Raw genomic sequence first — 25721 nt, forward strand, 5'->3', positions numbered from 1 at the left:
TATGGAACGCATCAGACGTTTTATCCGGGAACTATCGGAAGCCCAGTGGCTGGATCAAATCCAGCTGCGCGGGTGGGAGATCACTTCTTCCGTATACCAGGTTCCCGGCAGCTACACGAAGGAAACTGAATATTCGGAGGGACAAGCCTTCGAGCGCTTCCCTAGCACGCAGGGAACCACGTATTTCTTCCGTACCCAACTGGAGATTCCGAAAGGGTGGCGCGGCGGGCAGGTGGGCCTCATCTTTGCCTCCGGCGGCGAAGGGCTGCTGCGCATCAATGGCAAATCGGCCCAGGGCCTGGACCGGAACCATACGTTCGTGACGCTTCCGCAGGAGTCGGGACAAGGCCCGCTCTCGCTGGAAATCGAGCTGTATGACCCGATCCCTGAACCGGTGGATCCGCTGAACCAACAAGCGGTGATTCAGCCGCCGATTTCGCGGATCGACAGCCGTCTGGTACTGGTGAACCGGCCGGTGCAAAGCTTGATGTATACGGCAACGGTTGTCCGCGATGCCACGGTGCTGCTGCCGGAACAGGATTTTCGGCGCACCCGCCTGATCGAGGCGCTGTATGCCGCCATGGACGGGTTCGTGGCGCTGGACAAGGAAGCGATTCGCGAGGGTGGAGCGATTACCGAGCTGGAACAGCGGCTCACCGAGCGGGTGAAGGCGATCGGCGGCAATGCCGAAGGCCTGATCCACATGGTCGGCCAGTCGCATATCGACATCGCCTGGCTGTGGCCGGTGCGGGAGACGGTGCGCAAGACGAGCCGGACGTTCTCGACGGTTGATGCGCTGATGCGCGAATACCCGGAATACCGCTACACCCAAAGCCAACCGCTGCTGTTCGCCTTCCTGAAAGAGAACGACCCCGAGTTGTACGAGCGGGTGAAGGCACGGATCAAGGAGGGGCGCTGGGAATTGGTTGGCGGCATGTGGGTAGAGCCGGATTTGAACCTGCCAAGCGGCGAATCGCTGATGCGGCAGATGCTGTACGGGCAACGTTTCTATCAGGAGGAGTTCGGCTTCACCTCGGAGATTGAATGGCTGCCAGACACGTTTGGTTATTGCGCATCATTGCCGCAAATTTTGAAGCATGGCGGGATTCGCTATTTTATGACGACCAAGCTTGGCTGGAACGACACTAACGTATTCCCGTACGACCTGTTCCATTGGGTCGGCATTGACGGCACGCCAATGCTGTCGTATCTGAACCACGGCGTAAATGAAAATACGTTGCCGAAGGACGTTCACGATCACTGGCAATCGTATCGCCAAAAAGCGGTCCATCCGGAGCAAATGCTGCTTTACGGACATGGCGACGGCGGCGGCGGGGTGACCCGTGAAATGCTGGAGTACATTCACCGCGCTGATCTGATGGTAGGTCAGCCGGCAAGCGAATATAGCACGGCAGCGGAGTTCTTTGCTGGCATCGAAGCGGCGCAGCCGAAATTGCCGGCATGGCACGGCGACCTGTACCTTGAATTGCACCGGGGGACGTATACGACCCACGGGCGCAACAAGCGCAGCAATCGCAAAGCGGAGATCCTGTACCGCGAGGCGGAGCTATGGAACGCGTTGGCCGCTCCGGCGATGCTGAAGGATCAGCAACGCGAGGCGCAAAGCACGCTGCAGGAGGGCTGGAAGCTGATCCTGTTGAACCAGTTCCACGACATCATTCCGGGTTCGGCGATTACCGAAGCGTACGAGACATCGACGAAAGAATATGGAGAGATTTTTGAGAAAGGAAACGCCGGGCTGCGTCAGGGCCTGACGACTTTGGCTGAACGGGTATCGACCACGGGCGAAGGTACGCCGTACATCGTCTTTAACAGCCTAGGCTGGACGCGCGATGTGATCGTGTCCCTTCCGGAACAAGCTTATCGGAGCGGCGCGGTTGCTTACGACGAGCAGGGGACACGGCTTGAGCTGGATGTGCGGACGGATCTTGGCGGAGAAACCGCGGCTTGGGTCCGCGTGCCGGAGGTTCCGGCGTTTGGCTACAAGACGATTTGGCTGCGGAACGAAGCGGGAGCAGTTGCCCGAACTAAGGCGGATTCCCTGGACGGAAGCCAAGCGTTCCAAGGCGAGTGGGAAACGGAGTTCTACCGCCTGAAATTTAACGACCGCGGCGAGATCGTCAGCCTGTGGGATAAGGAAGCCGGACGGGAGATCGTGAAATCCGGGGAAAGCGCAAACCGCTTCCACTTCTATCACGACCGTCCTACGCTGTGGGATGCTTGGGACATTGACCCGCGCTATGAACAGCAACCGGCCGGCGAGGCTGTATTGCTGGAGAGCGGTCTGGTTGCAAGCGGGCCCGTCCAAGACGTACTGCGCTTCCGCTGGAGTATTGGTCAATCGGAAATCACGCAGGATCTGATTCTGTATCATCACAACAAGCGGATTGATTTCCAAACGAAGGTGAATTGGAACGAAGCTCACAAGCTGCTGAAGGTTGGGTTCCCCATCGACCTCGTTACGGACAAAGCGACTTACGAAATTCCGTTCGGGGCGCTGGAACGTCCAACACATCGCAATACGAGCTGGGAGCAGGCGCAATTTGAGGTGTGCGGACACCGGTTCGCCGACGTTTCCGAACGCGGATACGGCGTCAGCCTGCTAAATGACTGCAAATACGGCTACGACATCCAAGGCAGCACGATTCGCCTGTCGCTGCTGCGGGCGCCAAAATGGCCGGACGTGACCGCCGATCTGGGCGAGCATGAATTTACGTATTCGCTGTACCCGCACCAAGGCGACTGGCAGACTGCGCACACGGTGCGCGCGGCGGCAGAGCTCAACCATGCGCCGGCAGTATGGGCGGCAGAATCGCATGAAGGCTCGCTGCCTTCCACCGGGGCGTTGCTCGGGTTTACAGGCGAGCACGTGGTGCTCGACACGGTGAAACTGGCCGAGGACGGCGACGGCGTGATCCTGCGCCTGTACGAATCGGCAGGCGGCCGCGAACGCGTGGCGCTAAATTGGAACGAGCCGGTTTCGGCGGCGTTCCGGTCCGACGCTTTGGAGCGGGAGCTGGAGCCGATTACGCTGGCGGACGGAGGGCGGATCGAGCTCGATTTTGCCCCGTATGAAATTAAGACGCTGAAGTTGAAGTAATGGGTGAAGATGGGTTGGTGCACGTTGGCAGCGGGAAGTCAGCTCGCAAGTTAACGGGATGGTTAGCAAGATAGTCAGAAGATAGTTGACGGGAACGTTAGCTGGAATGCTAGCAGGTTAGCAGGAATGGTGGCAGGAAAGCTATCAGACTGTTAACTGGAAAAAGTACCGCTAATTCAGCCGTTTTCTTAGGATGGATGTAATTTAACTGGAATTTCTACCGTTAATTTAACGAATTTTCGCCGACTTCGGCCAATGAGGCTAAATTAACTGTACGATTTACCGTTAAATGAACGATTTAGCGGGAAACTGGTGAATTAGCAGTAGGATTTACCGTTAATTTGCAGATTGCCCGTCGCCCGCCAGCCCAACCGCCCTCAAGATCATAGAAGCGAAACGAAACGAAGCCAAATGAAATGACCTATAAAGGAGCGAGAAGACAAGCTCATGGAACAATTTAGACTCCCGAAAATACCGATGCCGCCGCTGGAATTGCCGCAATCCATTAAGGATGTACTGGCCGAGGCCGAAACGAAACTGGCGCATCGTCCGAAATTGCTGCAGCTGTTCAAGAATTGTTTTCCGAACACGCTCGAGACGACAACCAAGCTGATGGACGACGGAACCACCTTCGTCATCACCGGAGACATCCCGGCTTCTTGGCTGCGCGATTCCGTGGAGCAAGTAATCCACTATGTGCCGTTCGCCAAGAACGATCCCGATTTGCAGCGGATCATCAGCGGACTGATCAAACGCCATATTCATTATGTTCATATCGATCCGTACGCGAACGCATTTAACGAGTCGGCCAACGACTGGCACTGGAATACAACTGACGTGACCGAGATGTCCCCATGGGTGTGGGAGCGCAAATTCGAAATCGACTCCTTGTGCTTCGTGGTCCGCTTGGCCTACACGTATTGGAAGGAAACGGAGCAGACCGATATTTTTGATGCCGGCTTTAAATCCGCAATGCGGAAAATCTACGAAGTGTTCAAAACCGAGCAGCATCACTTCGAGAAATCGCCATATCGCTTTACCCGCAACAACGGAATCCCTACCGATTCCTTGCGGAACAACGGAATGGGCATGCCGGTGAACTATACGGGAATGATCTGGTCGGGCTTCCGTTCCAGCGACGACGCCTGCGATTTCCATTACAACATTCCGGGCAACATGTTTGCGGTTGTGGCGCTGCGTCAAATGCAGGAATTCGCCGAGTGGGTCTTCCGCGACATGGACTTCCTGGCCGAACTGAAGGAACTGGAGTTTGAGGTTGACCACGGCATTAAGCTGTACGGGATCTACCGCCATCCGGAATTCGGTCCGATTTACGCCTACGAAACCGACGGCTTTGGCAACTACTGCTTGATGGATGACGCCGGCACGCCGGGCCTCATGTCCATTCCGTACCTGGGCTACGTTAGCGCAGACGATCCGATTTATCAAAATACACGGCGTTTTGCCCTGAGCAAAGAGAATCCGTTCTACTTCGAAGGCAAAGCAGCCAAAGGCATCGGCAGCCCGCATACACCAGAGAATTACATCTGGCATATGGCCTTGTCGATGCAGGGGCTCACCGCGCAAACGAAGGAAGAGAAGCTGGAAATGATCGCAATGCTGGAGGCGACCGACGCCGGAACCGGCTACATGCATGAAGGTTTCCACGCCGACGATCCAAATACGTTTACGCGCAAATGGTTCGCTTGGTCGAACAGCTTGTTCTCGCAGCTGGTGTACCAGGCGATGCAGGAAGGTATATTGTAACGCATCGATCTGCAAGCGGCGCTGAAAGTGTCCGTTAGGATGCGAACGCGCCCCCAATTCATATCCCACATATCTCAAAGGAGACTTGACCATGAGCAAAATTATCGGCGAACCTTTAAAAAATATCCCTTGGCAAGACAAACCGGCCGGCTCGAACGCCCCGGTATGGCGTTACTCTCAAAACCCAATCATAGAGCGTCATGCGATCCCGAACTCCAACAGCGTGTTCAACTCCGCAGTCGTGCCTTTTGAAGGCGGATTTGCCGGTGTGTTCCGCTGCGATTCGCGTTCGGTCAGCATGGATATTTTTGCAGGATTCAGTGACGACGGCATCAACTGGAAAATCAACCACGAGCCAATCCAATTCGAAGGCGACGAGGAAGTGACCAAACGGGAATACCGCTACGACCCGCGCGTCTGCAAAATCGGCGACCGCTACTACATCACCTGGTGTAACGGCTACCATGGCCCAACGATCGGTATTGCGTACACGACGGACTTCAAGACGTTCCATCAGCTGGAAAACGCCTTTTTGCCGTACAATCGCAATGGTGTGCTGTTCCCGCGCAAGATCGGTGAACGTTACGCGATGCTCAGCCGCCCAAGTGACACGGGCCACACGCCGTTTGGCGATATTTTCTACAGCGAAAGCCCAGACCTGACCTTCTGGGGCAAACATCGCTATGTGATGGGTACGATTAACGGCGATGCTTCTGCATGGCAATCGAAAAAAATCGGCCCAGGACCGGTTCCGATCGAAACCGACCAAGGCTGGCTGCTGATCTACCACGGCGTCATCAATACCTGCAACGGCTTCGTTTACCGCATGGGCTGCGCCCTGCTGGACATCGACAAACCGTGGATCGTCAAAGCGCGTTCGCGTAACTATATCCTCGGTCCAGAAGAGCTGTACGAATGCGTCGGCGACGTGCCAAACGTGACGTTCCCTTGCGCCGCTTTGACTGACGCCGAAACCGGCCGGATCGCGATCTACTACGGCTGTGCGGATACAGTTACCGGCCTGGCCTTCACTACCGTGGACGAGCTGCTGAAGTACATGGAAGAATATCCGCTGGAGACAGAAGCGTAAGGAACAAAAGCTCATCTACCAAATTACAAACCACGGAGGAAAGCGGGGGTTAGAGAAATGAGCAAGCAAAGAACGGCCCATATCATCTCCCATACGCACTGGGACCGGGAATGGTATTTGCCGTACGAGAAGCATCACGTTCGTCTGGTTGAGCTGGTGGATGCGCTGCTCGATAAGCTGGACGGCGATTCGGCGTTCCGCAGCTTTTATCTCGACGGTCAAACGATCATCATCGAAGATTACTTGCAAGTACGACCGGAGAACAAGGAGCGTCTGGAAAAATACATCCGCGAAGGCCGCATCCTCATCGGACCTTGGTACATTTTGCAGGATGCGTTCCTAACGAGCGGAGAAGCGAATATCCGCAACATGCAAATCGGCCATCAGGACGCGTTAAAATACGGTGCGCCCGCGAAGATCGGCTATTTCCCCGACACCTTCGGCCTCGTCGGGCAAATCCCGCAATTGATGTTGCAATCCGGGATTCGTAACGCCTTTTTTGGCCGCGGCGTGAAGCCGACCGGCTTCAACAATACCGTATCCGACGGCGGGTATGAGTCCTCCTTCTCAGAGCTGATCTGGAAAGGACCGGACGGCTCCAAGGTGCTGGGGATCCTGTTCGCCAACTGGTATTCCAACGGCAATGAGGTGCCGGTGGACGAAGCGGAAGCGAAGGCGTTCTGGGATCGCAAGCTGGCGGATGCGGAGAAATACGCAGCCACCGGCGAGCTGCTCTTCATGAACGGCTGCGACCATCAGCCGCTGCAACTGGACCTGCCGGAAGCGATTCGTACGGCGGAGAAGCTGTACCCGGACACGAAGTTCATCCATTCGAACTTCCCGGATTATTTGCGCGAGCTGGAAGCGGCGCTGGAAGGCCGCGAGCTGTCCACCGTCAAGGGCGAGCTGCGCAGCCAGCGCACCGACGGTTGGGGGACGCTGGTGAACACCGCCTCCTCGCGCGTGTATCTGAAGCAGATGAACCAGGTCGGCCAGGCCTTGCTGGAAAAAGTCGCCGAGCCGCTCGCCTCGATCGCGAATCTGCTCGGGAAGGATTACCCGCATCACCTGTTTACGTATGCGTGGAAAACCTTGATGCAAAACCATCCGCACGACAGCATTTGCGGATGCAGCGTAGACGAGGTTCACCGCGAGATGGTCACCCGCTTCGCGAAGAGCCGCCACGTTGCTGAGGCGCTCATCGACGACAGCAAGCGGGTGATCGCGGATGCGGTGAACACCTCCGTCTTCGCCCAGTATGGCGAAGACCCGCTGCCGCTGGTCGTGTTTAACACGACCGGCTGGAGCCGCACGGGCACAGTGTCCATCGAGCTGGACGCTGCCCGCCTGTATTTGCGCGACGGCCTCGGCCTCGAGGAGACCGGCCGCCGCATGAAGGCGGTCGACCTGTCAGGCCGCGAGCTGGTCGACGAGCAGGGGAACACGGTGCCTTGCACGGTGGAGGATCTCGGGCTGCTGTTCGGCTATGATTTGCCGGACGACAAGTTCCGTCAGCCGTACATGTGCCGCCGCGTCAAGCTGACGTTCCAGGCTTCCGATGTGGCTGCGCTGGGTCTGCGCACCTACGCGTGGGTGCGCCGGAAATCGGCGGCAACTGCCACCAAGCCGGCCTCGTTGTTCACGGGCAACCGGGTCATGGAGAACGCAAACCTGAAGGTGGAAATTGCCGAAGACGGATCGTTTACATTGACCGATAAAGCGACGGGCCAAGTGTACCGTGATCTCGGCGTCTATGAGGACACCGGCGATATCGGCAACGAGTACATGTACAAACAGCCGGAAGGCGAAAAGCCGCTGACCACGAAAGGACTGGCTGCGCAAATCCGCATCGTAGAGGACGAACCGTACCGCGCTTCCGTGGAAATTTGCCATGACTGGGAGATCCCGGCGTCCGCTGATGAGAAGCTGGACGAAGAAATGCGCGAGCTGGTTTACTATCCGCACCGCAAAGCGCAGCGCAGCAGCAAGCTGACGACGCTGAAGCTGCGTACGGTCATTTCGCTGGAGGCGGCCGGCAAAGGCGTTCACATCGAGACGACAATCGATAACACGGCGAAGGATCATCGCATCCGTGCCTTGTTCCCAACTGACCTGAAAGCATCGGTCCATCAAGTGGATTCGATGTTTGAAATCGCCGAACGGAGCATTGAACCGGCACCGGAGTGGGAAAACCCAAGCAACACCCAACATCAGCAAGCGTTCGTGGACGTGAGCGGTGAAGGGGCCGGTCTGACCGTAGCCAACCTTGGCTTAAACGAATATGAAGTGCTGCGCGACGGCCGGAACACGATCGCCGTGACGTTGCTCCGCTCTGTGGGCGAGCTCGGGGACTGGGGCTTGTTCCCGACGCCGGAAGCACAGTGCCTGGGCGTGCACACCGCCCGGATGGAGCTGATTCCGCATAACGGCGACGGTATGACGTCCGGCGCGTTTACGGAAGCTTACCAGTTCCAAATTCCGTGGACGCTCAGCCAAACGGAAATGCACGAAGGGAACTTGTCCCCGTCGTATACACCGTTCCAATGGGAAGGCCAAGAGATGGCATTCTCCTCGCTCAAAATGAACGAGACGACCGGCGACCTGCTGCTGCGTTGGTTCAACATGAGCAAGCAAGCATCAGAGCTGACGCTCGGCCTGAACATCCCACATGAGCATTTCTATAAAACAACGATTCTCGAAGAAGAAGCGGCACCGCTGGCCAAGAACGCAGCAGGCAGCTTGTCCCTGCTAGCCGGCCCATGCGAGATCGTAACCATCGGAGTTCGCCGGTAATAATCAGGGGAACGCTTGAACCTGAACCGGGAAGTTAAGGATTAAAGGTTATCCTGCCATAACTTGTTATGTTATGGCGGGGTAACCTTTTTGTTTTGTCTTTGGGGCTTTTTTACGCGATTATCCCTTTTGTTCAGAGAGGTGATAGAGAAAGAGGAAGGAGGAAAGAGGATGAGGACGGCGAGTGAAGGGTGAAGGGTGAAGGGTGAGTGGAAGGCACGAAGGAGTAGTGGAAGGCAAACGAAGGGGGAGTGAAGAAAATGGGGGACCGATGATTAGGGTAGGGTCAAAGGAAGAGTATGGTTAGGGATGAGATTAGGGATGAAGTAAGGGATGAGGTAAGGGATCAGGGAAAAGGCGAGAGTGTGGGCGATGGGGATGGAGATGGGGATGGTGGTGGCAAGAGAAGGTGAGCTAGAAGTGGCCATGGTTGATCTCTAGGTGGTCACCTGATTCAATGGGATAATCATGCAAAAGCTCCCGGACAGCAAGGGGCTACACCCTCCAGCATAAACAAACTAATAAAAAATGAGGCATACCAAAGTATACCTCACCTTACTGACACAACACTGTATACGAAATCGAGCGATGTGTCCGGGGAGTTCGAGTTGAGCCTATACCTCGTCCCAGATGCGCCGGACGTTGTCGAAGGCGATGCGGGTGCCTTGGCGGCAGTCCTCCATGCCTTCGTATTCAATGGAGAGGTAGCCGTCGTAGCCGGAAGCCTTCACGATGCGCAGGATCTCCCACAGGTCGAGATCGCCCTGGCCGGCGATGGCGCCGCGCAGGTACTGGCCGCCCGAGCTGCGGAACCAGCCGGCGCCGGGGTCGCGGTTTTCGGGCCGGATGTAGAAGTCCTTGACGTGGACCATTGAGGCGTAGCCGATGTTCTTTTTCACGGCGACGACGGGGTTCTCATCAACGCAAACGAAGTTGCCGACGTCAAGCGTCGTCTTGTAGTTTGGCCGGTCGACGGCATGGATCACCGCTTGCACCCGGTCAGTGGCCTGCACGTAGTAGCCATGGTTTTCCAGGCTGGTTGTGATGCCGTACTGCGCGGCGTAATCGGCGATTTCCCGGCAGGCGTTCGCGATCCGCGGCAGGTCCTCCTGGAACCGGATAATCGAGGTGTCCTGCCGGGAGGCGACGTCATGCCGCATCAGCTTGACGCCAAGCGCATGGGCATGGTCGACCTCGCGTTTGACGCGGGCGATCTCTGCCGCATAAGCCTCTTCCGAGTCGACGATGAAGTTGGCGCCGATCGCATAGTTGGACACGACGATGCCGGCCTGTACCGCGCGCTCGCGGATCCGCTCGATGAGACCCGGATCGTCGTTGAAGTTAAACCCCAGCGGCACGATTTCGATATGCTCGCCGCCGATGTCGGCGACCCAATCGATGACCTCCAGCAGCGTCATCGATCCGGCCTGCATCGCTTGATAGAGGCTGTATGAACTGACTCCCAGTTTCATGAAAGGTCCATCTCCTTTAGTGATAGTTCCAAGCTAACGGACTCCAGAAGCGTTATTTGCCCGTTTTGGGGCGATGAATTTATTTAACGGACTGAGGAGACCTTATTTTGGCTAAATCCGATCAAATCGCCTAACGCTGGGCCTAATAAGGTCGCTGGAGTCCGTTACAGCGGGGAATTGCCAGGAAAGTGGCCAATAAGGTCATTAGGGTCCGTTGCGTACAGCGGTGAGACCGGCTGCTCTCTATGTTGCGGCAACCAACTTATCCCCGGAACGACTGAATAAACTTCACCGCCTGACGGATATCCTCCTCCGGGTTGCCGCCGACTTCGCGTTCGATCGTCAGGTAACCGGTGTAGCCGATTTCTTGCAGGGCGGCGAAATACGCCGGGAAGTCGACGCTGCCCTTGCCCAGCGGTACTTCCTCGAAGCCTGCACCGGAGGCGGCCATATCGGCGATTTTTTCGTGGCTCATGGCATCGTAGCCGAGGAAGCCGTACACGTCCCGCGGATCCACCGGGCGATGGCGGACGCCGTCCTTGACGTGCGTATGGACGATGTATTCCCGCAGCGTTTTGACGCCTTGAACCGGGTCATCTCCCGTGACCATCACCATGTTGGCCGGGTCGAAGTTGACGGAGACACCGTTGGTGCTGAGGGTGTCCAGGAAGCTTTTTAGATGGGCAGCTGGTTCAGGTCCGGTCTCGATGGCAAAATAAGCGTTCAGGCTCTTCGCATACACGCCCAGCTCCTCACAAGCCTGCTGCATCGCCGCGTAAATTGGGCTGTTGGTGTCCTCCGGCACGATGCCGATATGCGTGGTCACCACGTTGGTGCCCAGCTCAACCGCCAGATCGAGAATTCGCTTGGACTTTTCGATTTTGGCTGGGTTGGCGGCGGCATCCTGAAATCCATGGCCGGCGAGGTCGCCGCATAAGGCGGAGATTTCAAGCCCCAGGCTGTTGATGTAATCGCGCAGTTCTTTGCGCTTTGGCCCAGTTAGAACCTCCGGATCCATCTCGCCGGAAACGGCATAAATCTGTACGCCGTCGGCTCCGGCTTCTTTCGCTTTCTTTAAGCCTTCCTTCACGCCTACGCCAAAGCTGTCAACGATAATGCCAATTTTGTTATTTAGCTTCATCGTGCTCACGCCTCCTTGGGCTTCATAAGATTAAAAATGAATTTCACGGCCTTCGGCGGCCGAATCGTATATCGCGTTCAGGATTTTGATCATCTCCACGCCGTCCTCCACTGGGCTGATCGGCGGGACACCATCTAGGCAGCTGGCTACAAAGTGGTTGATTTCATTCTGGAAGGCTCCGCTAAAGTCAAAGCCTGGCGCAGTGATCTGCGGTTCGATATTCACGATCGTGTTGTGGCGCTCGGTCACCATCGACAACGTCGGTTCAATTTCGGCGCCGCCCTTGTCGCCATAGATGTTGATCAGCGCTGAATTTTGCTTGGCATGCAAGGAGAAGCTGACGTCCACGATGAGCGACGCGCCGTTCTCGAAGCGAATTAACGCATTGGCCATATCCTCAACCGTGTTGAGGGAGGCTTCATAGTCCGCAGCTTGGTAAAAAGAGTAGTTCTCGATGTTCGAACGATTCCCCAGTTTCGCATAGGTGTTGCCGCTCACCGATTTGACCTTGGGCCGGCCCATCAGGTACCAGCACAGATCGATCGCGTGCACGCCGATGTCGATCAGCGGGCCGCCGCCGGAGCGCGACTTGTCGGCGAACCAGCCGCCGGGATTGCCGAGCCGACGCAGGAGGCTTGCTTTGGCGTAATAAATCTCGCCGAGGTCTCCGGCATCGATAAATTTCTTCAGCACCGCGATGTTGGAGGCATGACGCCTTACATATCCGACCTGCAGCAGGTTACCGGTCCGCTCCACGGCTTGTTGTACTTGCAGGGCCTCGTCCACAGTGATGCAGAGCGGCTTCTCGCAGAGCACCTGCTTGCCGGCCTCCAAGGCGGCGATGCTAATCGGGGCGTGGGTGTTGTTCCAAGTGCAGATGCTGACTGCCTGGACTTCCGGATTGGCGAACATATCGCGGTAATCCGTGTAAACGTGCGGGATGTCGTACTTGCTTGCCATGCTCCGAGCCCGTTCCTCGTTCACGTCACAGATTGCGAGCAGCTTGGCCCGCGGGTTGGCACGGTAGGCTTGCAGATGGGACTCGGAAATGGAACCTGTGCCGACCAGGCCGATGTTCAGTTGGCTCATTTTTCGCAGGTGCACCCTTTCGTTCTCCGCGCGAGTTTGCTACAATGAGAGCATTCATTCGCTAGGATATGTTTTATTTATTCAAATCTATGTTTAGGCACCCCTAATTTAGCACAGCGATTTAAAAGGGAGAATGTTCAGGATGACAAAATATCTGGATTATATGATCAGTCCTGAGCCGATTCGTTTGTTTAATCCCGCGGTGGATGCGAGCCGGCGCAAAATCCAATCGTTATCCGTCGTTAACGCCGGTCATCTGCCCGGGCGCACGATGCAGCGTGCAGACGCAAAGTTTCGGTATTGGGCGTTTGTGGTGATCACGGGCGGGAGCGGGTATTACCAGGCCGGCAACGCGGAAAGGCAGGAGGTTACGGCAGGATCCTGGTTTTGCCTGTATCCGGACGAAACGTTTCAGTATGGTCCACACGCGGAAGGGCATTGGGACGAGTATTATTTCACGGTGGAAGGCTCAAGGGTGGAGGAATGGCTTGGCAGCTGGCTGCAACACCCCGACCAGGTCAAAAAAGCAACGATCGACGACTCCCTCATTAACCGGATGGAGCTCATGTTCATGTTGATCGACAGCGGTGTGCCGAGCAATCTCGACCGAGCTTCTCTAATGCTGGAGTCGTTCCTGTACGAGCTGGTGTCGCAGGCGGATCAGGCGGAAGCCGGAAACCGGGGTCGGTTCGTGATGAAGGTCATCGAGGACATTGCCGCTTCGCTGTATGCCGGTCCAACGCCGGAGGAGCTGGCGGCGCGGCATCATATTTCGATGTCGACGTTGCGGCGGATCGTGCACGAATATTCGGGTTATCCGCTGAATGAATTCATTCACCGACTGAAGGTGGCCGAGGCCAAGAACGTCCTGATGAACACGGAGAAAAGCGTCAAGGAAATCGGCGAATCGCTGGGGTATCAGGATACGTTTTATTTTTCGCGCGTGTTCAAGCGAATTACCGGATGTTCGCCGCGGAGTTATCGTCGCGAAGGCGGACAGTGAGTCTCTGGGCGCAGGGGTTTACACTATATGAGGAGGTTCACGGGATGAAGCTTTTTTTTCAAGGATGGGACGAGGGATTAGTTCATGGCGTAAAAGAATTGGAGGCCCAGCTCGGATTCCAAATGGACCCTTCGGGATTACCGGTGGAAGTTGTGCGCTTGTCTCCAGATGCAGGACAGTTGCGGGTCTCGCTGAGCGGCGGGAAAGGTCGGATTGAATATGTGGAGAAGATTCATTTTTTCCGCGCGTTGGGGTTGTTTGTGGAGCATGCCAAGACGAAAGAGTCGTTTGATCTAACTGAGCGGCCGAGCTTCGATTACAACGGGGCGATGCTGGACGCGTCGCGCAATGCGGTGATGCGGGTGGATGCGATCAAGCAGATGCTGCGCTATATGGCGGTCATGGGACTGAACGGGCTGATGATGTACACCGAGGACACGTACGAAGTGCCGGAACTTCCTTACTTCGGGTATATGCGGGGACGGTACACTGCGGAGGAATTGCGGGAATGCGACGATTACGCGGCGTTGTTTGGCATCGAGATGATCCCGTGCATTCAGACGCTGGGGCATTTATTTCATGCGCTGAAATGGCAGTATGCGGAGCCGCTGCGCGACCATCCGGACATCGTGCTGCCGGGTGCGCCGGCAACGTACGAATTCCTGGAGCAGGCGATTCGGGCGGCATCGGCGCCGTTCCGGTCAAAGCGGATCCATATCGGCATGGACGAAGCGTTTCAGGTGGGACTTGGCCGGTATTTGCGGGACAACGGCTTCCGCGACCGATTCGAGGTCATGAACGAGCATGTCGGGCGGGTGATGGAGATCACCGGGAAGCTGGGGCTGGAGCCGATGATCTGGAGCGACATGTATTTCAACCTGCTGTCGAACGACGTGCAGGGCGGGTTGTATAACATGGAGGCGGATTTTTCTGAGGAAAATATGGCCAAAATCCCGAAAGGCCTCCGGTTCGTTTACTGGAACTACTGGGGGACGGACGAGAACGCGTACAAAGAGGTGTTTGATAAGCACCGGCTGCTTGGGTCGGAGCCGATTTTTGCGGGAGGCATCCATATGTGGAACCTGATGGCCCCGAACCACGGCAAAACGTGGTCGTCCATGCACCCCGCGCTGCGGGCAGCCAAACGGAGCGGCCTGCGCGAGGTGTTTGCGACCGCGTGGGGCGACAACGGGAACGAGGCGAATCATTTCGTAATTTTGCCGGGGCTGCAGCTGTTTGCCGAATACGGGTACCATGACGGCGAGGTGACGGACGAGCATCTGCAGAAGCGGCTGGCCGCCTGCACGGGGCTTGATTTGTTTGGACCGCTCGAAGCGTTGAAGGGGATGGACGAAGTGCCGGAGGTCTACGAGGGGAACTATTACGGCGCGAATCCGTCGAAATTCCTGCTTTGGCAAGATCCGCTGATCGGCTTGTTCGACAAGCATGTGGAAGGCATGGAAGGGACGCTGCCGGACTATTATGCCGGCCTTGCTGAGAAATGGCGGGGTTACCTTGCAGGAGAGGGAAGCGGATGGACGGAACCGTTTACCGCGATGTTTGCCTTCTATGAAAAGCTTGCCGCCGCGCTGTCCGTAAAATCGACGCTGGGCGTGACGATCAAGCGCCTTTACGACGCCGGGGACCGGGACGGGCTGCGGCGGATCGCTGACGAGACGCTGCCGGAGCTGAGCCGTCGGGTCGAGGAGCTGCGCGTGGCGCACCGGGAGCTGTGGCTTGGAACGTACAAGCCGTTTGGCTGGGAAGTGCTCGATATCCGCTACGGCGGTGTACTGGCCCGCGCGGCATCGGCTCGCGATCGTCTGCTGGACTACGTGAACGGCCGGGTGCCGCAGCTGGAGGAGCTGGAGGCGGAGCGGTTGGTGTTCAATCAGAACAACGTGTTTGGCACGCTGGATGTGAACGGATTGTACCATCAGATTGCGACGGCGGGTTCGCTGTCGATGTAAAACACAAAACCCGATCGTAGCTAAGTGATTCTTATCTGTGATCGGGTTTGTTTTTAGCCGCCGTATTCTCTTCCGAAGGCTTCCATCTTCTCGAGGATCGGCAGTAATTTTTTTCCCCTGTCTGTAAGCGAGTACTCTACCCGTGGAGGGACTTCCGGATAAACTTCACGTTGAATGACTCCATCTTGCTCCAACTCTCGAAGCTGCTTGGTGAGAGAGCTTTGCGATAAACCGCCAAGATATTTTTTGATATCCGAATAGCGACGAGGTCCTTCTCTTAGATACCATAAAATAAAGTGTTTCCAACGTCCGGAAAGTATATATTGGGTAAAGGATATCGCGTACATATCCCTGTTTTCATCGATAAACGCTTCATCAAATCCTTCACTGCAGACCCTCATTGTATTCCCCCTAAAGGTACAAAAAGTTGTACTATGTGCATTTTTATTGCCCTCTTTGCGGATGTAGCGAAACATTTTATGATAATGTCAATGTCCTGGGACAGAACAACATTGGCCAATGTTTAGTTTATTGTATCAAATACATGTGGAGATGGATTACATGAATGAAACCATTTCATTGCTTCAGAATCATGCATCTGTGCGATCTTTTACCAATACACCTATAACCGAAGAACAGCTGGAAGCCATCTTTAAAGCAGCCAGTCAAACTTCATCTTCCAGTCTTCTTCAAACCGTTTCGATTATTCGAATCACCGATCAGGATCTGCGAAAAAAAGTGATGCAACTCAGCATGAATCAACACTATATTGAAGAAGCCGCAGAGTTTTGGATTTTCTGTGCAGATTTCAACCGGAATCATCAAATTGCCCCAGAGGTGGATATTGAATATATTGATTTTCTGTTGGTCGGTACGTTCGACGCTGGTCTGATGGCACAAAATGCTTTAACCGCAGCCGAATCCATGGGACTTGGCGGTGTATTTATCGGGGGGGTCCGAGCGAATATCGACGAATTATCTGACCAGTTGCAATTACCGAAGTATGTGATCCCTTTGGTGGGGTTATGCTTGGGTACCCCGGCAGGAGAGAAACCTGGGATGAAGCCGCGGCTGCCTCAATCCATGGTCTTGCTAGAAAATGAGTATCAACCACTGGATCGAGAGAAATTAGCCGTCTATGATGAAGCCATGTTGAAGTATTATGAGAACCGTCCGGTTACGCCTCCCTTCACCGAGAAAAAAGTCAAAGGATGGAGTGACCATATCCAAGAACATCTCCAGAGAAGTACGCTCTCTCAAATGATGGACTATTTGAACAAGCAAGGATTTGCGAAAAAATAACGGTCGAGATTTTCTACTTATGAGCGATACTTATCCAGCAGTTCGCTTAGCGTTCGCTTGATCGAATCCACCAGCTCCGGCGGTTCAAGGACGGTGGCCTCCTGACCGAGGCCAATAAAGAACGTCGCGAGGTAGGACAGCTCGCTGATCGGGAACGATCCTTCCAGCCGGCCGGAGCCGTCCTCACGGACGTGCAGCTTCAGGCGTCGGCGGACGAGCTGGCCTTCGCAGGCCTCGACGCCCAGCGGGGTGAGCTCGACCAGGCAGTCCAGCAGAGCCGGCTTGCGGCCGAGGTGCTCTTCCCAGTTGCCGAGATGGACATCGCGCAGGTCGAGCGGTTCTGGTGCGTCGGGACCCACGGCCGCCTCAGCCGAGGTGATACGGTCGCAGCGGAACAAGCGGAAATCGCGGCGCTCAAAGCAGTAGGCCGGGCAATACCATAAGCCGCCGCTGGCAAAAATGCCGACCGGCTGGATCTGGCGGCAGGTAGAGACGCTGCGGCGCGATTCGTAGTTGATGCGAAGGACTTGCTGCTGTATAGCTCCTTCCAGCAGCAAGCCTAAATACGGAAAAGCCGATTGCCGCGTTGGGGTCACGAAGTCGACCCGGTTTTTCATCTGGTCGATGCGGTCCCGAACGTCGCTGGACATATAGTGATAGAACTTGCCAAGCGCCGAAGAAGCTTCCGTTTCAAACGGAAGAAATTTGTAGTGGCGCAGCGCGTGGCTGGCGAAGAAGATCGACACCGCCTCCTCTTCGGTAAACGCGATCGGCGGCAGGACCCGCTCGTTTAGCACCTGGTACCCGCCATGCGGCCCAACCTCGGAATACAGGGGCACGCCAAGCTCGCTAAGCTCCTGCAGGTCCCGAAGGATCGTGCGGGAGGAGACGCCGAATTCTTGGGCCAGTTCCTTGACGGTGAACCTACGTTTACGGTTTACAGTCATCATCAGCTCCATGAGCCGTTTCGATTTGGACATGAGGTTGATGCTCCATTCTTGTTTTTTAATTACGACAATAGTTGTCACTATTATGAGCTACACGGAGTACAAAGTCCAGTGAACGGACTTCACCCTGCACCAATGTGTGCGTTTTCCTATGCTATGATAAGAGGTAAGAGTTGCGTTAAAGGGATACAGAGACAAAGAGACAGGAGATGGGGACCCGTGAGCTTACGCGAAATCACTGAGCAGGAATGGCTGATGCAAGCGGAGAAGAGAAGGGAGACAGCGCAGAAGGGGAAGGAAGCCGGCAGGGAGGCTTTATTTTTCGTTACGGCTCTTTGCGGGACCTGCCAACTGGCGGAAAAAATGCTGGAGATCGTCCTGGCGTCCGGCCCCTGCATTCCGGTGTCCAAGCTGAACATCAACTATACCCCGATCCTGCGGGAACTGTGGCGGATCGCCAGCGTCCCTTGTCTGATCGTGCTCGAAGACGGTGTGCCGGTCCGGCAGGAATACGCCATGCGTTCGGTGGTGGATTTAAGCGAGTGGCTGCGGGTATAAGGGCTTTGCTTTGGGTTATAGCATTTGGAAAGCGGTAACAACGCACGACTAATTTTGCGATGAAGGTGGTTTTTCCTATGGAACTGCGGGAAGCGGTAGAGATTATCGGGCGGATTCGCCGCAATATCGGCGAGGTGGTGGTTGGGAAGGAGAACGTGGTGGATTTGTTGCTCGCCGCGTTGCTCGGGAACGGGCATGTGCTGCTGGAGGATGTGCCGGGGACCGGAAAAACGCTGCTGGCTAAAGCGCTGGCGAAATCGCTTGGCGGCGAGTTTAAGCGCATCCAATTTACACCGGACCTGCTGCCATCCGATTTGAGCGGCATAAATTTCTATAATCAGAAGACCGGCGATTTCGAGTTCCGTTCCGGGCCGGTGTTCACTCATGTGCTGCTGGCGGACGAAATTAACCGGGCGACGCCGCGGACGCAGTCCAGCTTGCTGGAGTGCATGGAGGAACGGCAGGTGACGATCGACGGAGTGACGCATGAGCTGGCGGCGCCGTTTTTCGTCATGGCTACGCAGAACCCGGTCGATCAGCAGGGAACGTTCCCGCTGCCGGAAGCCCAATTGGACCGCTTCCTGATGCGGATTGCCATGGGATATCCGACATCCGACGAGGGCGTGTCCATCCTTCGGCGCTTCAAGGAGCACCAGCCGCTGGCGGAGCTCCTTCCGGCCGCCTCGGCTGCGGAAGTGGCGGAAGCGCAGCGGTTCGCGCAGTCCGTCCGCGCGGCGGAGGACCTGCTCGCTTATATCGTGGCGATCACCGAGGCAACCCGCAAGCATCCGGAGGTCAAGCTGGGCGCGAGCCCGCGGGCGAGCATGAGCCTGCTGCGCGCCTCGCAAGGCTTTGCATTGGTTCGAGGCCGAGATTACGTGACGCCGGACGACATCAAGGCGGTGGCCGTGCCGGTGCTGGCGCATCGACTGATCCTGCGCCACAGCTTGCGCGGTGCGGACAATCCCGGTGCCGAGGTGGTGCGTCAGGCGCTGGAGCAGGTGGAGGTCCCGGCTGAAACGGTGCTGGCGGCACAGGGCAAGCAGGGGGACTGACCGATGCTGCTGCCATGGCTCCTTATCAGCGCCGTAGGAATCATCGTGTCGTTGGCGCTTGTTTATCGCTGGCGAGCGTTGAAGGGGATCCGTTATCGGCGTTATTTTACGGAACGGGCGGTGTTTGAAGGGGATACCGTCGAAATGGTCGAGGTGATCGCGAACGCCAAGCTGCTGCCGTTGCCGTGGCTTCGGCTCGAATCCAGCATCGCTGCCGGCCTGACGTTTGGGCGGCAGAGCAACTTGAATATCCATGCCGGCGAGATCTATCAGAACCACAGCAGCTTATTCCACCTGCGGCCGTACCGGCAAATCACCCGGAGCCACCAAGTAATCTGCTCGCGCCGGGGATGGTATCGGCTGGAATCGGCCACGATGACGACGGGCGATCCGTTTGGGATGAACGCCGAGGTCAAGCGGTTCCCGCTGGACCTCGAACTGCTGGTGTACCCGCGAATTCTGGAGCTGCAGGAGCTGCCGTTGCCTAATCACAGCTGGCTGGGGGAGCTGCCCGTCCGGCGTTGGATCGTGGAGGATCCGTTCCTGACAGCGGGCACCCGCGAGTACCGGGCCGGCGACCCGCTTAGCAGCATCAACTGGAAGGCGACGGCCCGCACCGGCGAGCTGCAGGTGCATCAACGCGATTACACGGCCGACCATCGGATGATGATTTGCCTGAACCTGGAGACCAGCGATTCGATGTGGAAGACGGTCATCGAACCGGAGCGCATCGAGCTGGGGATCCGTTACGCAGCGACCGTGGCCGAGCATGCGCTCCGCAGCGGCCTGGCGGCGGGCTTCGCCTGCAATGCGTGCCTGGCGGACGGGCCAAGGGAGCCGATCCGGATCGCACCGTATGCCTCCGCCGACCAGTTCACCTTGCTGCTTGAGACGCTGGCCCGGATGGTGCTGGACAAAACCGTCTCGATGATCCGACTGCTGGAAATCGAGCTGGAGGCGGGGACGACCGATACCGACTATCTGATCATCTCCTGCCACCGGGGCGAGAAGCTGGTGGAAACCGCCGAACTGCTGCGGCAAAACGGCAACGGCGTGGAGTGGATGGACATCCCAGCGGTGGTGTAAGAGCCGCCAGACCTAATAGAAGAAGCGCCGGTCAGGAATCCGGCGCTTCTTCTATTAATTTTGCCGTCAGCAGCAATCGTTCCGGGGCTGGCCCGACGTAGGTAAACGGGTAGCAGGTAATCAACGTCAGCAGCGGTTCGGTGGAGGCTTGCACCGCATTGGCATCGTCCTCGTCGACGATTCTCCGGCCCGTCACTTCATAGATAAAGTTACCGGCGGCGGTCTCTACCTCGATCCGATCCCCTGCCTTCAGCTTGCCGATGTTGCGGAAGACGGTATCCCGATGGCCGGCGAGGACGCTGTTGCCGTCTTCTCCTGGGAGCGGGGTGCCGGTTACATGCCCGACCCCCAGTTTGAGGGGGCCGTTCCCCGTTCCCTCCAGGATCGCATAGCGCTGATCGAGAGAAGGAAAGGCGATCTTGCCGAGAAGCTCGCCATCCTCGGCGATCCGCGCAGGCGCGGCGGCCTTTCCGTCGCCGCCGGTCTGCTGGAGCTTGCTGGCCAAGGCCGGGGACAGCGGGTTTTCGTCCGCTGACCGCACCGCGCGTTCGCTGTCCGTTTCCCGCTGCAGTTCATCCCATTGCCGCAAGGCTTGCTGCGCTTCCAGCGGGGCCTGGATCACCTGATAGATGGAGTACGCCAATACAACCAAGGAGCAGGAAAATACCAGCCATGCGGACATTCGTAATAATGAACGTTTGCGTCGCATCGGTTACTCCCGTCTTGACTTGCGGAGGAACATGCCGGTGCCGACCGTAGCAAACAAGCTGATCAGAATCAGGTTATACCACGGATTCGCCGTTTGCGGCAGCTCCTCGATCATGCCTGACCCGCCATCGCCTGGTCCTGGCCCTGGATCGGACGACTGCGGTTGAGGTGACTCCTCCGGCTGTGGCTGAGGCTGCGGCAGAGCGGGATTTTCCGGTTGCTCCGGCGTGGAAGGATCAGGCTCCTCGACCGAAGGCTCCTCGGTGGGTTGGCCCGGATTCGTTCCAGGGTTGCTTGGAGGATTGCCGTTATTCCCCGGCGTTGGATCATTGGGCTGATTCGGCCCCTCGCCCGGCGGATTGGAACCGCCGCCCCCGCCGTTGGAAGGCTCCTCGGCATAGGCGGAGAAGGCGAACGCGATCGTTGCTGCTTTGCCTTGATATTCGTTGCCGGCCTCTTCCGGGAATTTCACGCTTAAATCCAGCTCGTTCTCTCCATCGGCTGCAAGCCGTCCTAACGCGATTTCTTGTTGCTGCAGATGCAGCGCGCCGTCATAAATCACGGTGTCCCCGTCCTTTACCGTCAGCTGAAGGACATCGAAGAACTCGGTGTCCCCCGAGACAAAACGCGTCCGCACCTTGTAATCAAAAGCGATGCTGCCGTCATTCGCGACCGTAAACGTCCGTTCAACCCGGTCTCCGGGCTTTAAATTGGTCATCGGCAGCTCGCTGCTGAGCTCCGTTCCGATCCGCAGCTTCAAGGTATCTGCGGCGCTGGCCTGTCCTGCATGCCATACCACCCCGACGAGGATGGACGCAGCGTAAATGGCCGCGGCGTATTTGCGGAAGCTCCGATACCTCACCCTTTTCAATCGTCCCCATCCTTTCCCTTCCTTGCGATGTAGCCCTCTCAGACTGAGGGAGGCGTTCAATTCGTGCCGAGAGCTATCGCTATTCGTTGAAATGTTCGTTATAACGAACTAATACTTATGCTTATTATATCTCATTTTCCATAAATGGGAAGGGGGAAATCAGGCTGCTCGATTCATCTCACCTACAGGGGCTGTCGGGATCTGCGTACAAACCGCATCCAGTCGCGTCCCGCCCGGAAAATCTCCTTTAATCCCGGCGACCGTATAAGGTAGTACGGGGTGACCCGGCCTCCCCAATTGGTTTTGGAATAGGCGACCGTCGGGAGATTGGCCCCAGCGAAATCAAATTCGGCGAAGCCCAGGTCAGATAAATCCTGAAGGGCGAAGCTTTGCGACTGCTGAACCACGCCGAGGTTCAGATGTTCCGTTTTGCTGGCTGCGATCCAGCCGAAGGCACGGCGGCCATCCAACGATACAACTACACTGGTGCTGACCGGCTCTCCATTCGGCGCATAACAGACATAGGCGCGGAAGGCTTGATCCCCGAGCAGACTTTGGGCCAGCTCAAGATCCTGCTGCGTGAGATGGTGGCTGAAGCCCTGCCGCGTTTCCGTGCCCTGCAAGCACTGATATACCTCGGCCATGTCCTGCGTCAGCGCCGTCCAGTAGCCGGCGGCGGTCGCTTTTTTGATTTTTGCCCGGATTTCCGTGCTGGCCTGGTCTATCTCGTAGGGGAGCTCCACGATGTATGTATATTTCACCTCGGCGATAAAACCGCTCCATACAAACGGACGAATATCGGCAATACCAGGTGGAAAGACGAAGCTTGCGCTGCGCTGGACCTTCCGCAAATCCGGAATCATCGCTTTGGCCACCTCGTGCCATTGCCGGGTCAGCTTATACGGCTTATCTGTCGGCGTCGGGTGAAAGACGAAGGGGTGGTAAGGATTCAAGGGCGGTAAATACAAGTGGCCTCTCCGGTTGAAAAATAACAATCCCTCCCCCCGCGCTGGCGAATTAGGAGCTTCCCAACGGGCCAGGTGTGCGCGGCAGCCCCATTTTCGCGTGTGAAATTCCGCCCATTTTTCCACTTCATTACGATCATCCATACGATTACCTCTGGTTTCATTATTAAAGGCAGACCATGCCTTACTGCCAACCTATGATCTCGTCCATGAGAATATGTGAAAAAGGCGCGCAGCGCAGATCAAGGCAACTGCCGCTCCCTCCATAAAGACTTGGCATTATATATATCAACCAACTCAAAGGAGGTGAGATCATGATTGTAGTAACGAATTTTGGTGCAAAAGGCAACGGAGTGACGGACGACACCGCGGCGATTCAGAAAGCGTTCAACCAGGCGGCGGCTACCGGGGATACGGTTTATTTTCCCAAGGGGGTTTACCTGGTCAATCCGGCCAAAACGTTAAAAGTTGGCGGGAACACCACCGTGAAGGGCGACGGACATACCTCGATCATCCGTGCAGCGTCCAGCAGCTTTGGTTGGGAACTGATGCGGGTGTCGGGGAGTAACATCCTGTTGACTGGAATTGTCCTGGACGGCAATCGGCGGGTGAACCGGGTGCTTACGATCGCCGGGGGAAGTTCGCGGGTGAACGTCCAAGGGCTGCTCGTCCAAGGGGCGACTCATAGCAGTGACCGGCGCAGCGAGTATAATACGGGCGTTGTGTCAGGCATCGTGGTGTTGGGGAACACCGAATCGATTATGATCCAGGGAACCGAGGTTGCGGACGTTATCGCTCGGAACATGGGCGCAGCCGGTCTTGTCGCTCGGGGGATTTATGTCACCACGACCTGGGGCAGCAAGGAACGGGCCGCTCGGCAAGTCTCGATCACCGGCTGTTATATTCATCAGATTGGGCCAGCGGACGACGGAGACGGGATTTATTATGAGGACCCGGCCATGGAGGAGAACCGCGCCTCGGGGGTTGGCAGCTCGATTGTCGGTAACCGCTTTGATGAATGTGCTAAACGGGCGGTGAAGGTGTTTGCGAAAGGCGTCACGATCCGCGGCAATACGATCAACAACCCGTATCGAAACAACAACTATTATAAGGGGGCGGATCAGGGCCGCTTAGCCCCGGATATGTATTCGGCGATCAGCATCTATGGCGGGGATTGCGTTGTGGAAGGGAACCAAATCGCAGGGGGCGGCAGCTTCTATGCCGCCATCGAGGTTGGGGCCGGACCGGTCGTCGACAACGTGACCATTCAAGGGAATTCCGTCACCATGGGCAGCCAAAGCGAGATCAAAGGCACGACCGCGATCCGGCTTGGAAATATCCGCGATTTCGTCATTCGGGGCAATACGTTAAATCACGGCGAACGCGGGATCTGGACCTGGCAAAATGCGGAGAATGGGCGGATTGAAAGCAACGTCATCCGGATGCTGAAGGGGGGCGGGATTGACCTGACGACGTATCTGCGCGGGTACACGCAAAAGAACATCGTCTGCACGGGGAACCAAATTACGGCGTCCACCTTTAAAGTGAAAACCTCTTCGTCAACCAATTCGAATGTGGTGGCTCGATAGAGGATCCTTCTGCGCGGAGGGATTTTTTAAAAATAAGCTACTAAAACAGCAAAAACCTGAATATAAAACGGTATAGCAATCAACTTGGTAGACGGTAGAAGCCATCGCTTGACCCGAAAGAGGTGAGAACATTGGCGGAGGAAGCGGGCATTTTGGTTGTTTCGCTCGACTTCGAGTTATATTGGGGTGTTCGCGACCTTTATACCAAAGCGGAGTATGGAGCGAAATGGTTGCGAGAGAGGGAATGGATTCCTCGCATGTTAGAGTTGTTCCGGACGTCCGGCGTTCATGCGACGTGGGCCACGGTGGGGCTGTTATTTTTCGAAAATCGACGTGAACTGTTGGCCGGGCTGCCGAAGCTCAAACCTAGTTATGCCGACAACAGACTGTCCCCTTACGCCGAGATTGAAGCCGGTGCGGTTGGGGACGGGGAAGCCGAGGACCCTTCTTCCTTTGCCGCAACGCTGATCGAGCGAATCCGCCAGACTCCGGGTCAAGCGATTGGCTCCCATACGTTTTCCCATTATTACTGCAGCGAGAAAGGCCAAACCGCAGACGAGTTTTACAGCGACCTGCAGGCAAACGTAGCCATAGCCGAACAAAAGGGGATATCCCTTCAAAGCCTGGTGCTTCCGCGCAACCAGCTGCGCCGCCGGTATCTGCACCAACTGCCGGAGCTCGGGTTCAAGACGTACCGGGGGAATCCCCGACATTCGCTGTACCGCGGCGGCTATTCGACGTCCGATTCCTGGTTCCGCCGGGCGCTGCGGCTGGCAGACAGCTACTTGAACCTGACCGGGCACCATACTTACTCCGTGGACTCGATCTCACCTCGGCTGCCGATCGATCTGCCGGCAAGCTTCTTCTTCCGGACCCCGCCGGGGTTGCTTCGGCGGCTTGATCCGCTTCGATTGAAGCGGATCAAGGACGGAATGACCCAGGCTGCCCGGCAGGGGCAAGTGTATCATCTCTGGCTTCATCCTTACAACGCGGCGGACGAGGAATTATTCCGCTCGCTGGAAGCGGTAATCCGCCATTATCGCTATTTGGCCGAGCAATACGGAATGATCAGCCTGAATATGGAGGAGCTTGGAGAACGAGTGTTAGCGGGAGCAGGGAAACTGGCAGCGGCAATCCCGGAGGAAGCCGCGGGATTTACTGAGAACCGAAGCTTGCAGGCATTAATCGAATGAG

At 56.6% G+C, this 25721-nt stretch carries 20 protein-coding genes; 12 read left to right on the forward strand and 8 right to left on the reverse strand.

The window, feature by feature from the left end; all coding sequences use genetic code 11:
• Position 1 precedes the first annotated feature (1 nt).
• The 4 genes from NSQ80_RS02240 (at position 2) to NSQ80_RS02255 (ending at position 8771) form a co-directional block, all read left to right on the forward strand.
• Positions 2-3121: an alpha-mannosidase gene (locus NSQ80_RS02240; RefSeq protein ID WP_339301179.1), complete on the forward strand. Its 3120-nt coding sequence runs from the start codon at positions 2-4 to the stop codon at positions 3119-3121.
• A gap of 447 nt (positions 3122-3568) precedes the next feature.
• Positions 3569-4888 (forward strand): glycoside hydrolase family 125 protein, encoded by a 1320-nt coding sequence (locus tag NSQ80_RS02245; RefSeq protein ID WP_036644398.1) that lies wholly within the window; start codon positions 3569-3571, stop codon positions 4886-4888.
• Positions 4889-4979: 91 nt separating this feature from the next.
• A complete protein-coding gene (locus NSQ80_RS02250) occupies positions 4980-5978 on the forward strand; it encodes a glycoside hydrolase family 130 protein (protein ID WP_009223904.1) in 999 nt (332 codons plus the stop codon).
• Positions 5979-6035: 57 nt separating this feature from the next.
• Positions 6036-8771, forward strand: a complete 2736-nt coding sequence (locus tag NSQ80_RS02255) for an alpha-mannosidase (protein WP_339301182.1) — start codon at positions 6036-6038, stop codon at positions 8769-8771.
• Positions 8772-9385: 614 nt separating this feature from the next.
• Here the strand turns inward: NSQ80_RS02255 and NSQ80_RS02260 are convergent.
• The 3 genes from NSQ80_RS02260 to NSQ80_RS02270 all read right to left on the reverse strand — a co-directional run bounded on the left by NSQ80_RS02260 (position 9386) and on the right by NSQ80_RS02270 (position 12473).
• Positions 9386-10243, reverse strand: a complete 858-nt coding sequence (locus NSQ80_RS02260) for a sugar phosphate isomerase/epimerase (RefSeq protein WP_009223906.1) — start codon at positions 10241-10243, stop codon at positions 9386-9388.
• Between the two features lie 262 nt (positions 10244-10505).
• On the reverse strand, positions 10506-11384 hold the full coding sequence (locus NSQ80_RS02265) for a sugar phosphate isomerase/epimerase (protein ID WP_339301184.1): 879 nt from the start codon (positions 11382-11384) through the stop codon (positions 10506-10508).
• 30 nt (positions 11385-11414) lie between these two features.
• Positions 11415-12473, reverse strand: coding sequence for a Gfo/Idh/MocA family oxidoreductase (locus NSQ80_RS02270; RefSeq protein ID WP_339302152.1), 1059 nt, complete (start codon positions 12471-12473; stop codon positions 11415-11417).
• Between the two features lie 142 nt (positions 12474-12615).
• On the opposite strand from NSQ80_RS02270, the gene NSQ80_RS02275 reads away from it, so the two are divergent.
• Both NSQ80_RS02275 and NSQ80_RS02280 read left to right on the forward strand, forming a co-directional pair.
• On the forward strand, positions 12616-13476 hold the full coding sequence (locus NSQ80_RS02275) for an AraC family transcriptional regulator (protein ID WP_009223909.1): 861 nt from the start codon (positions 12616-12618) through the stop codon (positions 13474-13476).
• A gap of 44 nt (positions 13477-13520) precedes the next feature.
• Positions 13521-15446 (forward strand): beta-N-acetylhexosaminidase, encoded by a 1926-nt coding sequence (locus NSQ80_RS02280; protein ID WP_339301187.1) that lies wholly within the window; start codon positions 13521-13523, stop codon positions 15444-15446.
• Positions 15447-15499: 53 nt separating this feature from the next.
• Here NSQ80_RS02280 and NSQ80_RS02285 read toward each other — a convergent pair whose 3' ends face one another.
• Positions 15500-15847, reverse strand: a complete 348-nt coding sequence (locus tag NSQ80_RS02285; RefSeq protein ID WP_311202264.1) for a winged helix-turn-helix transcriptional regulator — start codon at positions 15845-15847, stop codon at positions 15500-15502.
• A 160-nt stretch (positions 15848-16007) separates the two neighbouring features.
• On the opposite strand from NSQ80_RS02285, the gene nfsA reads away from it, so the two are divergent.
• Complete coding sequence (nfsA, locus tag NSQ80_RS02290) at positions 16008-16748, forward strand: oxygen-insensitive NADPH nitroreductase (protein ID WP_339301189.1); 741 nt, start codon at positions 16008-16010, stop codon at positions 16746-16748.
• A 17-nt stretch (positions 16749-16765) separates the two neighbouring features.
• Here nfsA and NSQ80_RS02295 read toward each other — a convergent pair whose 3' ends face one another.
• Positions 16766-17728 carry a YafY family protein gene (locus NSQ80_RS02295; protein ID WP_009223913.1) on the reverse strand — a complete coding sequence of 321 codons (963 nt, stop codon included), beginning with the start codon at positions 17726-17728 and terminating at the stop codon, positions 16766-16768.
• 186 nt (positions 17729-17914) lie between these two features.
• Between NSQ80_RS02295 and NSQ80_RS02300 the strand changes: the two genes are divergently transcribed.
• The 3 genes from NSQ80_RS02300 to NSQ80_RS02310 all read left to right on the forward strand — a co-directional run bounded on the left by NSQ80_RS02300 (position 17915) and on the right by NSQ80_RS02310 (position 20394).
• Complete coding sequence (locus NSQ80_RS02300) at positions 17915-18253, forward strand: thioredoxin family protein (protein WP_311202263.1); 339 nt, start codon at positions 17915-17917, stop codon at positions 18251-18253.
• A gap of 77 nt (positions 18254-18330) precedes the next feature.
• Positions 18331-19308 carry an AAA family ATPase gene (locus NSQ80_RS02305; RefSeq protein ID WP_323078800.1) on the forward strand — a complete coding sequence of 326 codons (978 nt, stop codon included), beginning with the start codon at positions 18331-18333 and terminating at the stop codon, positions 19306-19308.
• A gap of 3 nt (positions 19309-19311) precedes the next feature.
• Positions 19312-20394 (forward strand): DUF58 domain-containing protein, encoded by a 1083-nt coding sequence (locus NSQ80_RS02310; protein ID WP_009223916.1) that lies wholly within the window; start codon positions 19312-19314, stop codon positions 20392-20394.
• A 31-nt stretch (positions 20395-20425) separates the two neighbouring features.
• Here NSQ80_RS02310 and NSQ80_RS02315 read toward each other — a convergent pair whose 3' ends face one another.
• From NSQ80_RS02315 to NSQ80_RS02325, 3 genes are all read right to left on the reverse strand, one after another.
• Positions 20426-21103, reverse strand: a complete 678-nt coding sequence (locus tag NSQ80_RS02315) for a sortase (protein ID WP_009223917.1) — start codon at positions 21101-21103, stop codon at positions 20426-20428.
• Between the two features lie 3 nt (positions 21104-21106).
• On the reverse strand, positions 21107-21973 hold the full coding sequence (locus NSQ80_RS02320) for a hypothetical protein (protein ID WP_339301193.1): 867 nt from the start codon (positions 21971-21973) through the stop codon (positions 21107-21109).
• A gap of 182 nt (positions 21974-22155) precedes the next feature.
• Entirely contained in the window at positions 22156-23082 is a 927-nt protein-coding gene (locus NSQ80_RS02325) for a GNAT family N-acetyltransferase (protein WP_260070524.1), read from the reverse strand.
• A gap of 170 nt (positions 23083-23252) precedes the next feature.
• Between NSQ80_RS02325 and NSQ80_RS02330 the strand changes: the two genes are divergently transcribed.
• Positions 23253-24527 (forward strand): glycosyl hydrolase family 28-related protein, encoded by a 1275-nt coding sequence (locus NSQ80_RS02330; protein ID WP_323078808.1) that lies wholly within the window; start codon positions 23253-23255, stop codon positions 24525-24527.
• Positions 24528-24658: 131 nt separating this feature from the next.
• Positions 24659-25720, forward strand: a complete 1062-nt coding sequence (locus NSQ80_RS02335; RefSeq protein ID WP_339301195.1) for a polysaccharide deacetylase — start codon at positions 24659-24661, stop codon at positions 25718-25720.
• The last annotated feature ends 1 nt before the right edge of the window (position 25721 follow it).

Origin of the sequence: Paenibacillus sp. FSL K6-2441 (assembly GCF_037964765.1) — a bacterium.
GTDB classification, from domain to species: domain Bacteria; phylum Bacillota; class Bacilli; order Paenibacillales; family Paenibacillaceae; genus Fontibacillus; species Fontibacillus phoenicis.

Excerpts from the sequence above, each read along its gene's own strand:
- NSQ80_RS02270 (WP_339302152.1), bottom strand. The coding sequence starts at position 12,473 with ATGAGCCAACTGAACATCGGCCTGGTCGGCACAGGTTCCATTTCCGAG.
- NSQ80_RS02325 (WP_260070524.1), bottom strand. The coding sequence starts at position 23,082 with ATGGATGATCGTAATGAAGTGGAAAAATGGGCGGAATTTCACACGCGA.
- NSQ80_RS02285 (WP_311202264.1), bottom strand. The coding sequence starts at position 15,847 with ATGAGGGTCTGCAGTGAAGGATTTGATGAAGCGTTTATCGATGAAAAC.
- NSQ80_RS02245 (WP_036644398.1), top strand. The coding sequence starts at position 3,569 with ATGGAACAATTTAGACTCCCGAAAATACCGATGCCGCCGCTGGAATTG.
- NSQ80_RS02330 (WP_323078808.1), top strand. The coding sequence starts at position 23,253 with ATGATTGTAGTAACGAATTTTGGTGCAAAAGGCAACGGAGTGACGGAC.
- NSQ80_RS02280 (WP_339301187.1), top strand. The coding sequence starts at position 13,521 with ATGAAGCTTTTTTTTCAAGGATGGGACGAGGGATTAGTTCATGGCGTA.
- NSQ80_RS02255 (WP_339301182.1), top strand. The coding sequence starts at position 6,036 with ATGAGCAAGCAAAGAACGGCCCATATCATCTCCCATACGCACTGGGAC.
- NSQ80_RS02260 (WP_009223906.1), bottom strand. The coding sequence starts at position 10,243 with ATGAAACTGGGAGTCAGTTCATACAGCCTCTATCAAGCGATGCAGGCC.
- nfsA (WP_339301189.1), top strand. The coding sequence starts at position 16,008 with ATGAATGAAACCATTTCATTGCTTCAGAATCATGCATCTGTGCGATCT.
- NSQ80_RS02275 (WP_009223909.1), top strand. The coding sequence starts at position 12,616 with ATGACAAAATATCTGGATTATATGATCAGTCCTGAGCCGATTCGTTTG.
- NSQ80_RS02240 (WP_339301179.1), top strand. The coding sequence starts at position 2 with ATGGAACGCATCAGACGTTTTATCCGGGAACTATCGGAAGCCCAGTGG.
- NSQ80_RS02295 (WP_009223913.1), bottom strand. The coding sequence starts at position 17,728 with ATGTCCAAATCGAAACGGCTCATGGAGCTGATGATGACTGTAAACCGT.
- NSQ80_RS02250 (WP_009223904.1), top strand. The coding sequence starts at position 4,980 with ATGAGCAAAATTATCGGCGAACCTTTAAAAAATATCCCTTGGCAAGAC.
- NSQ80_RS02315 (WP_009223917.1), bottom strand. The coding sequence starts at position 21,103 with ATGCGACGCAAACGTTCATTATTACGAATGTCCGCATGGCTGGTATTT.
- NSQ80_RS02265 (WP_339301184.1), bottom strand. The coding sequence starts at position 11,384 with ATGAAGCTAAATAACAAAATTGGCATTATCGTTGACAGCTTTGGCGTA.
- NSQ80_RS02305 (WP_323078800.1), top strand. The coding sequence starts at position 18,331 with ATGGAACTGCGGGAAGCGGTAGAGATTATCGGGCGGATTCGCCGCAAT.
- NSQ80_RS02310 (WP_009223916.1), top strand. The coding sequence starts at position 19,312 with ATGCTGCTGCCATGGCTCCTTATCAGCGCCGTAGGAATCATCGTGTCG.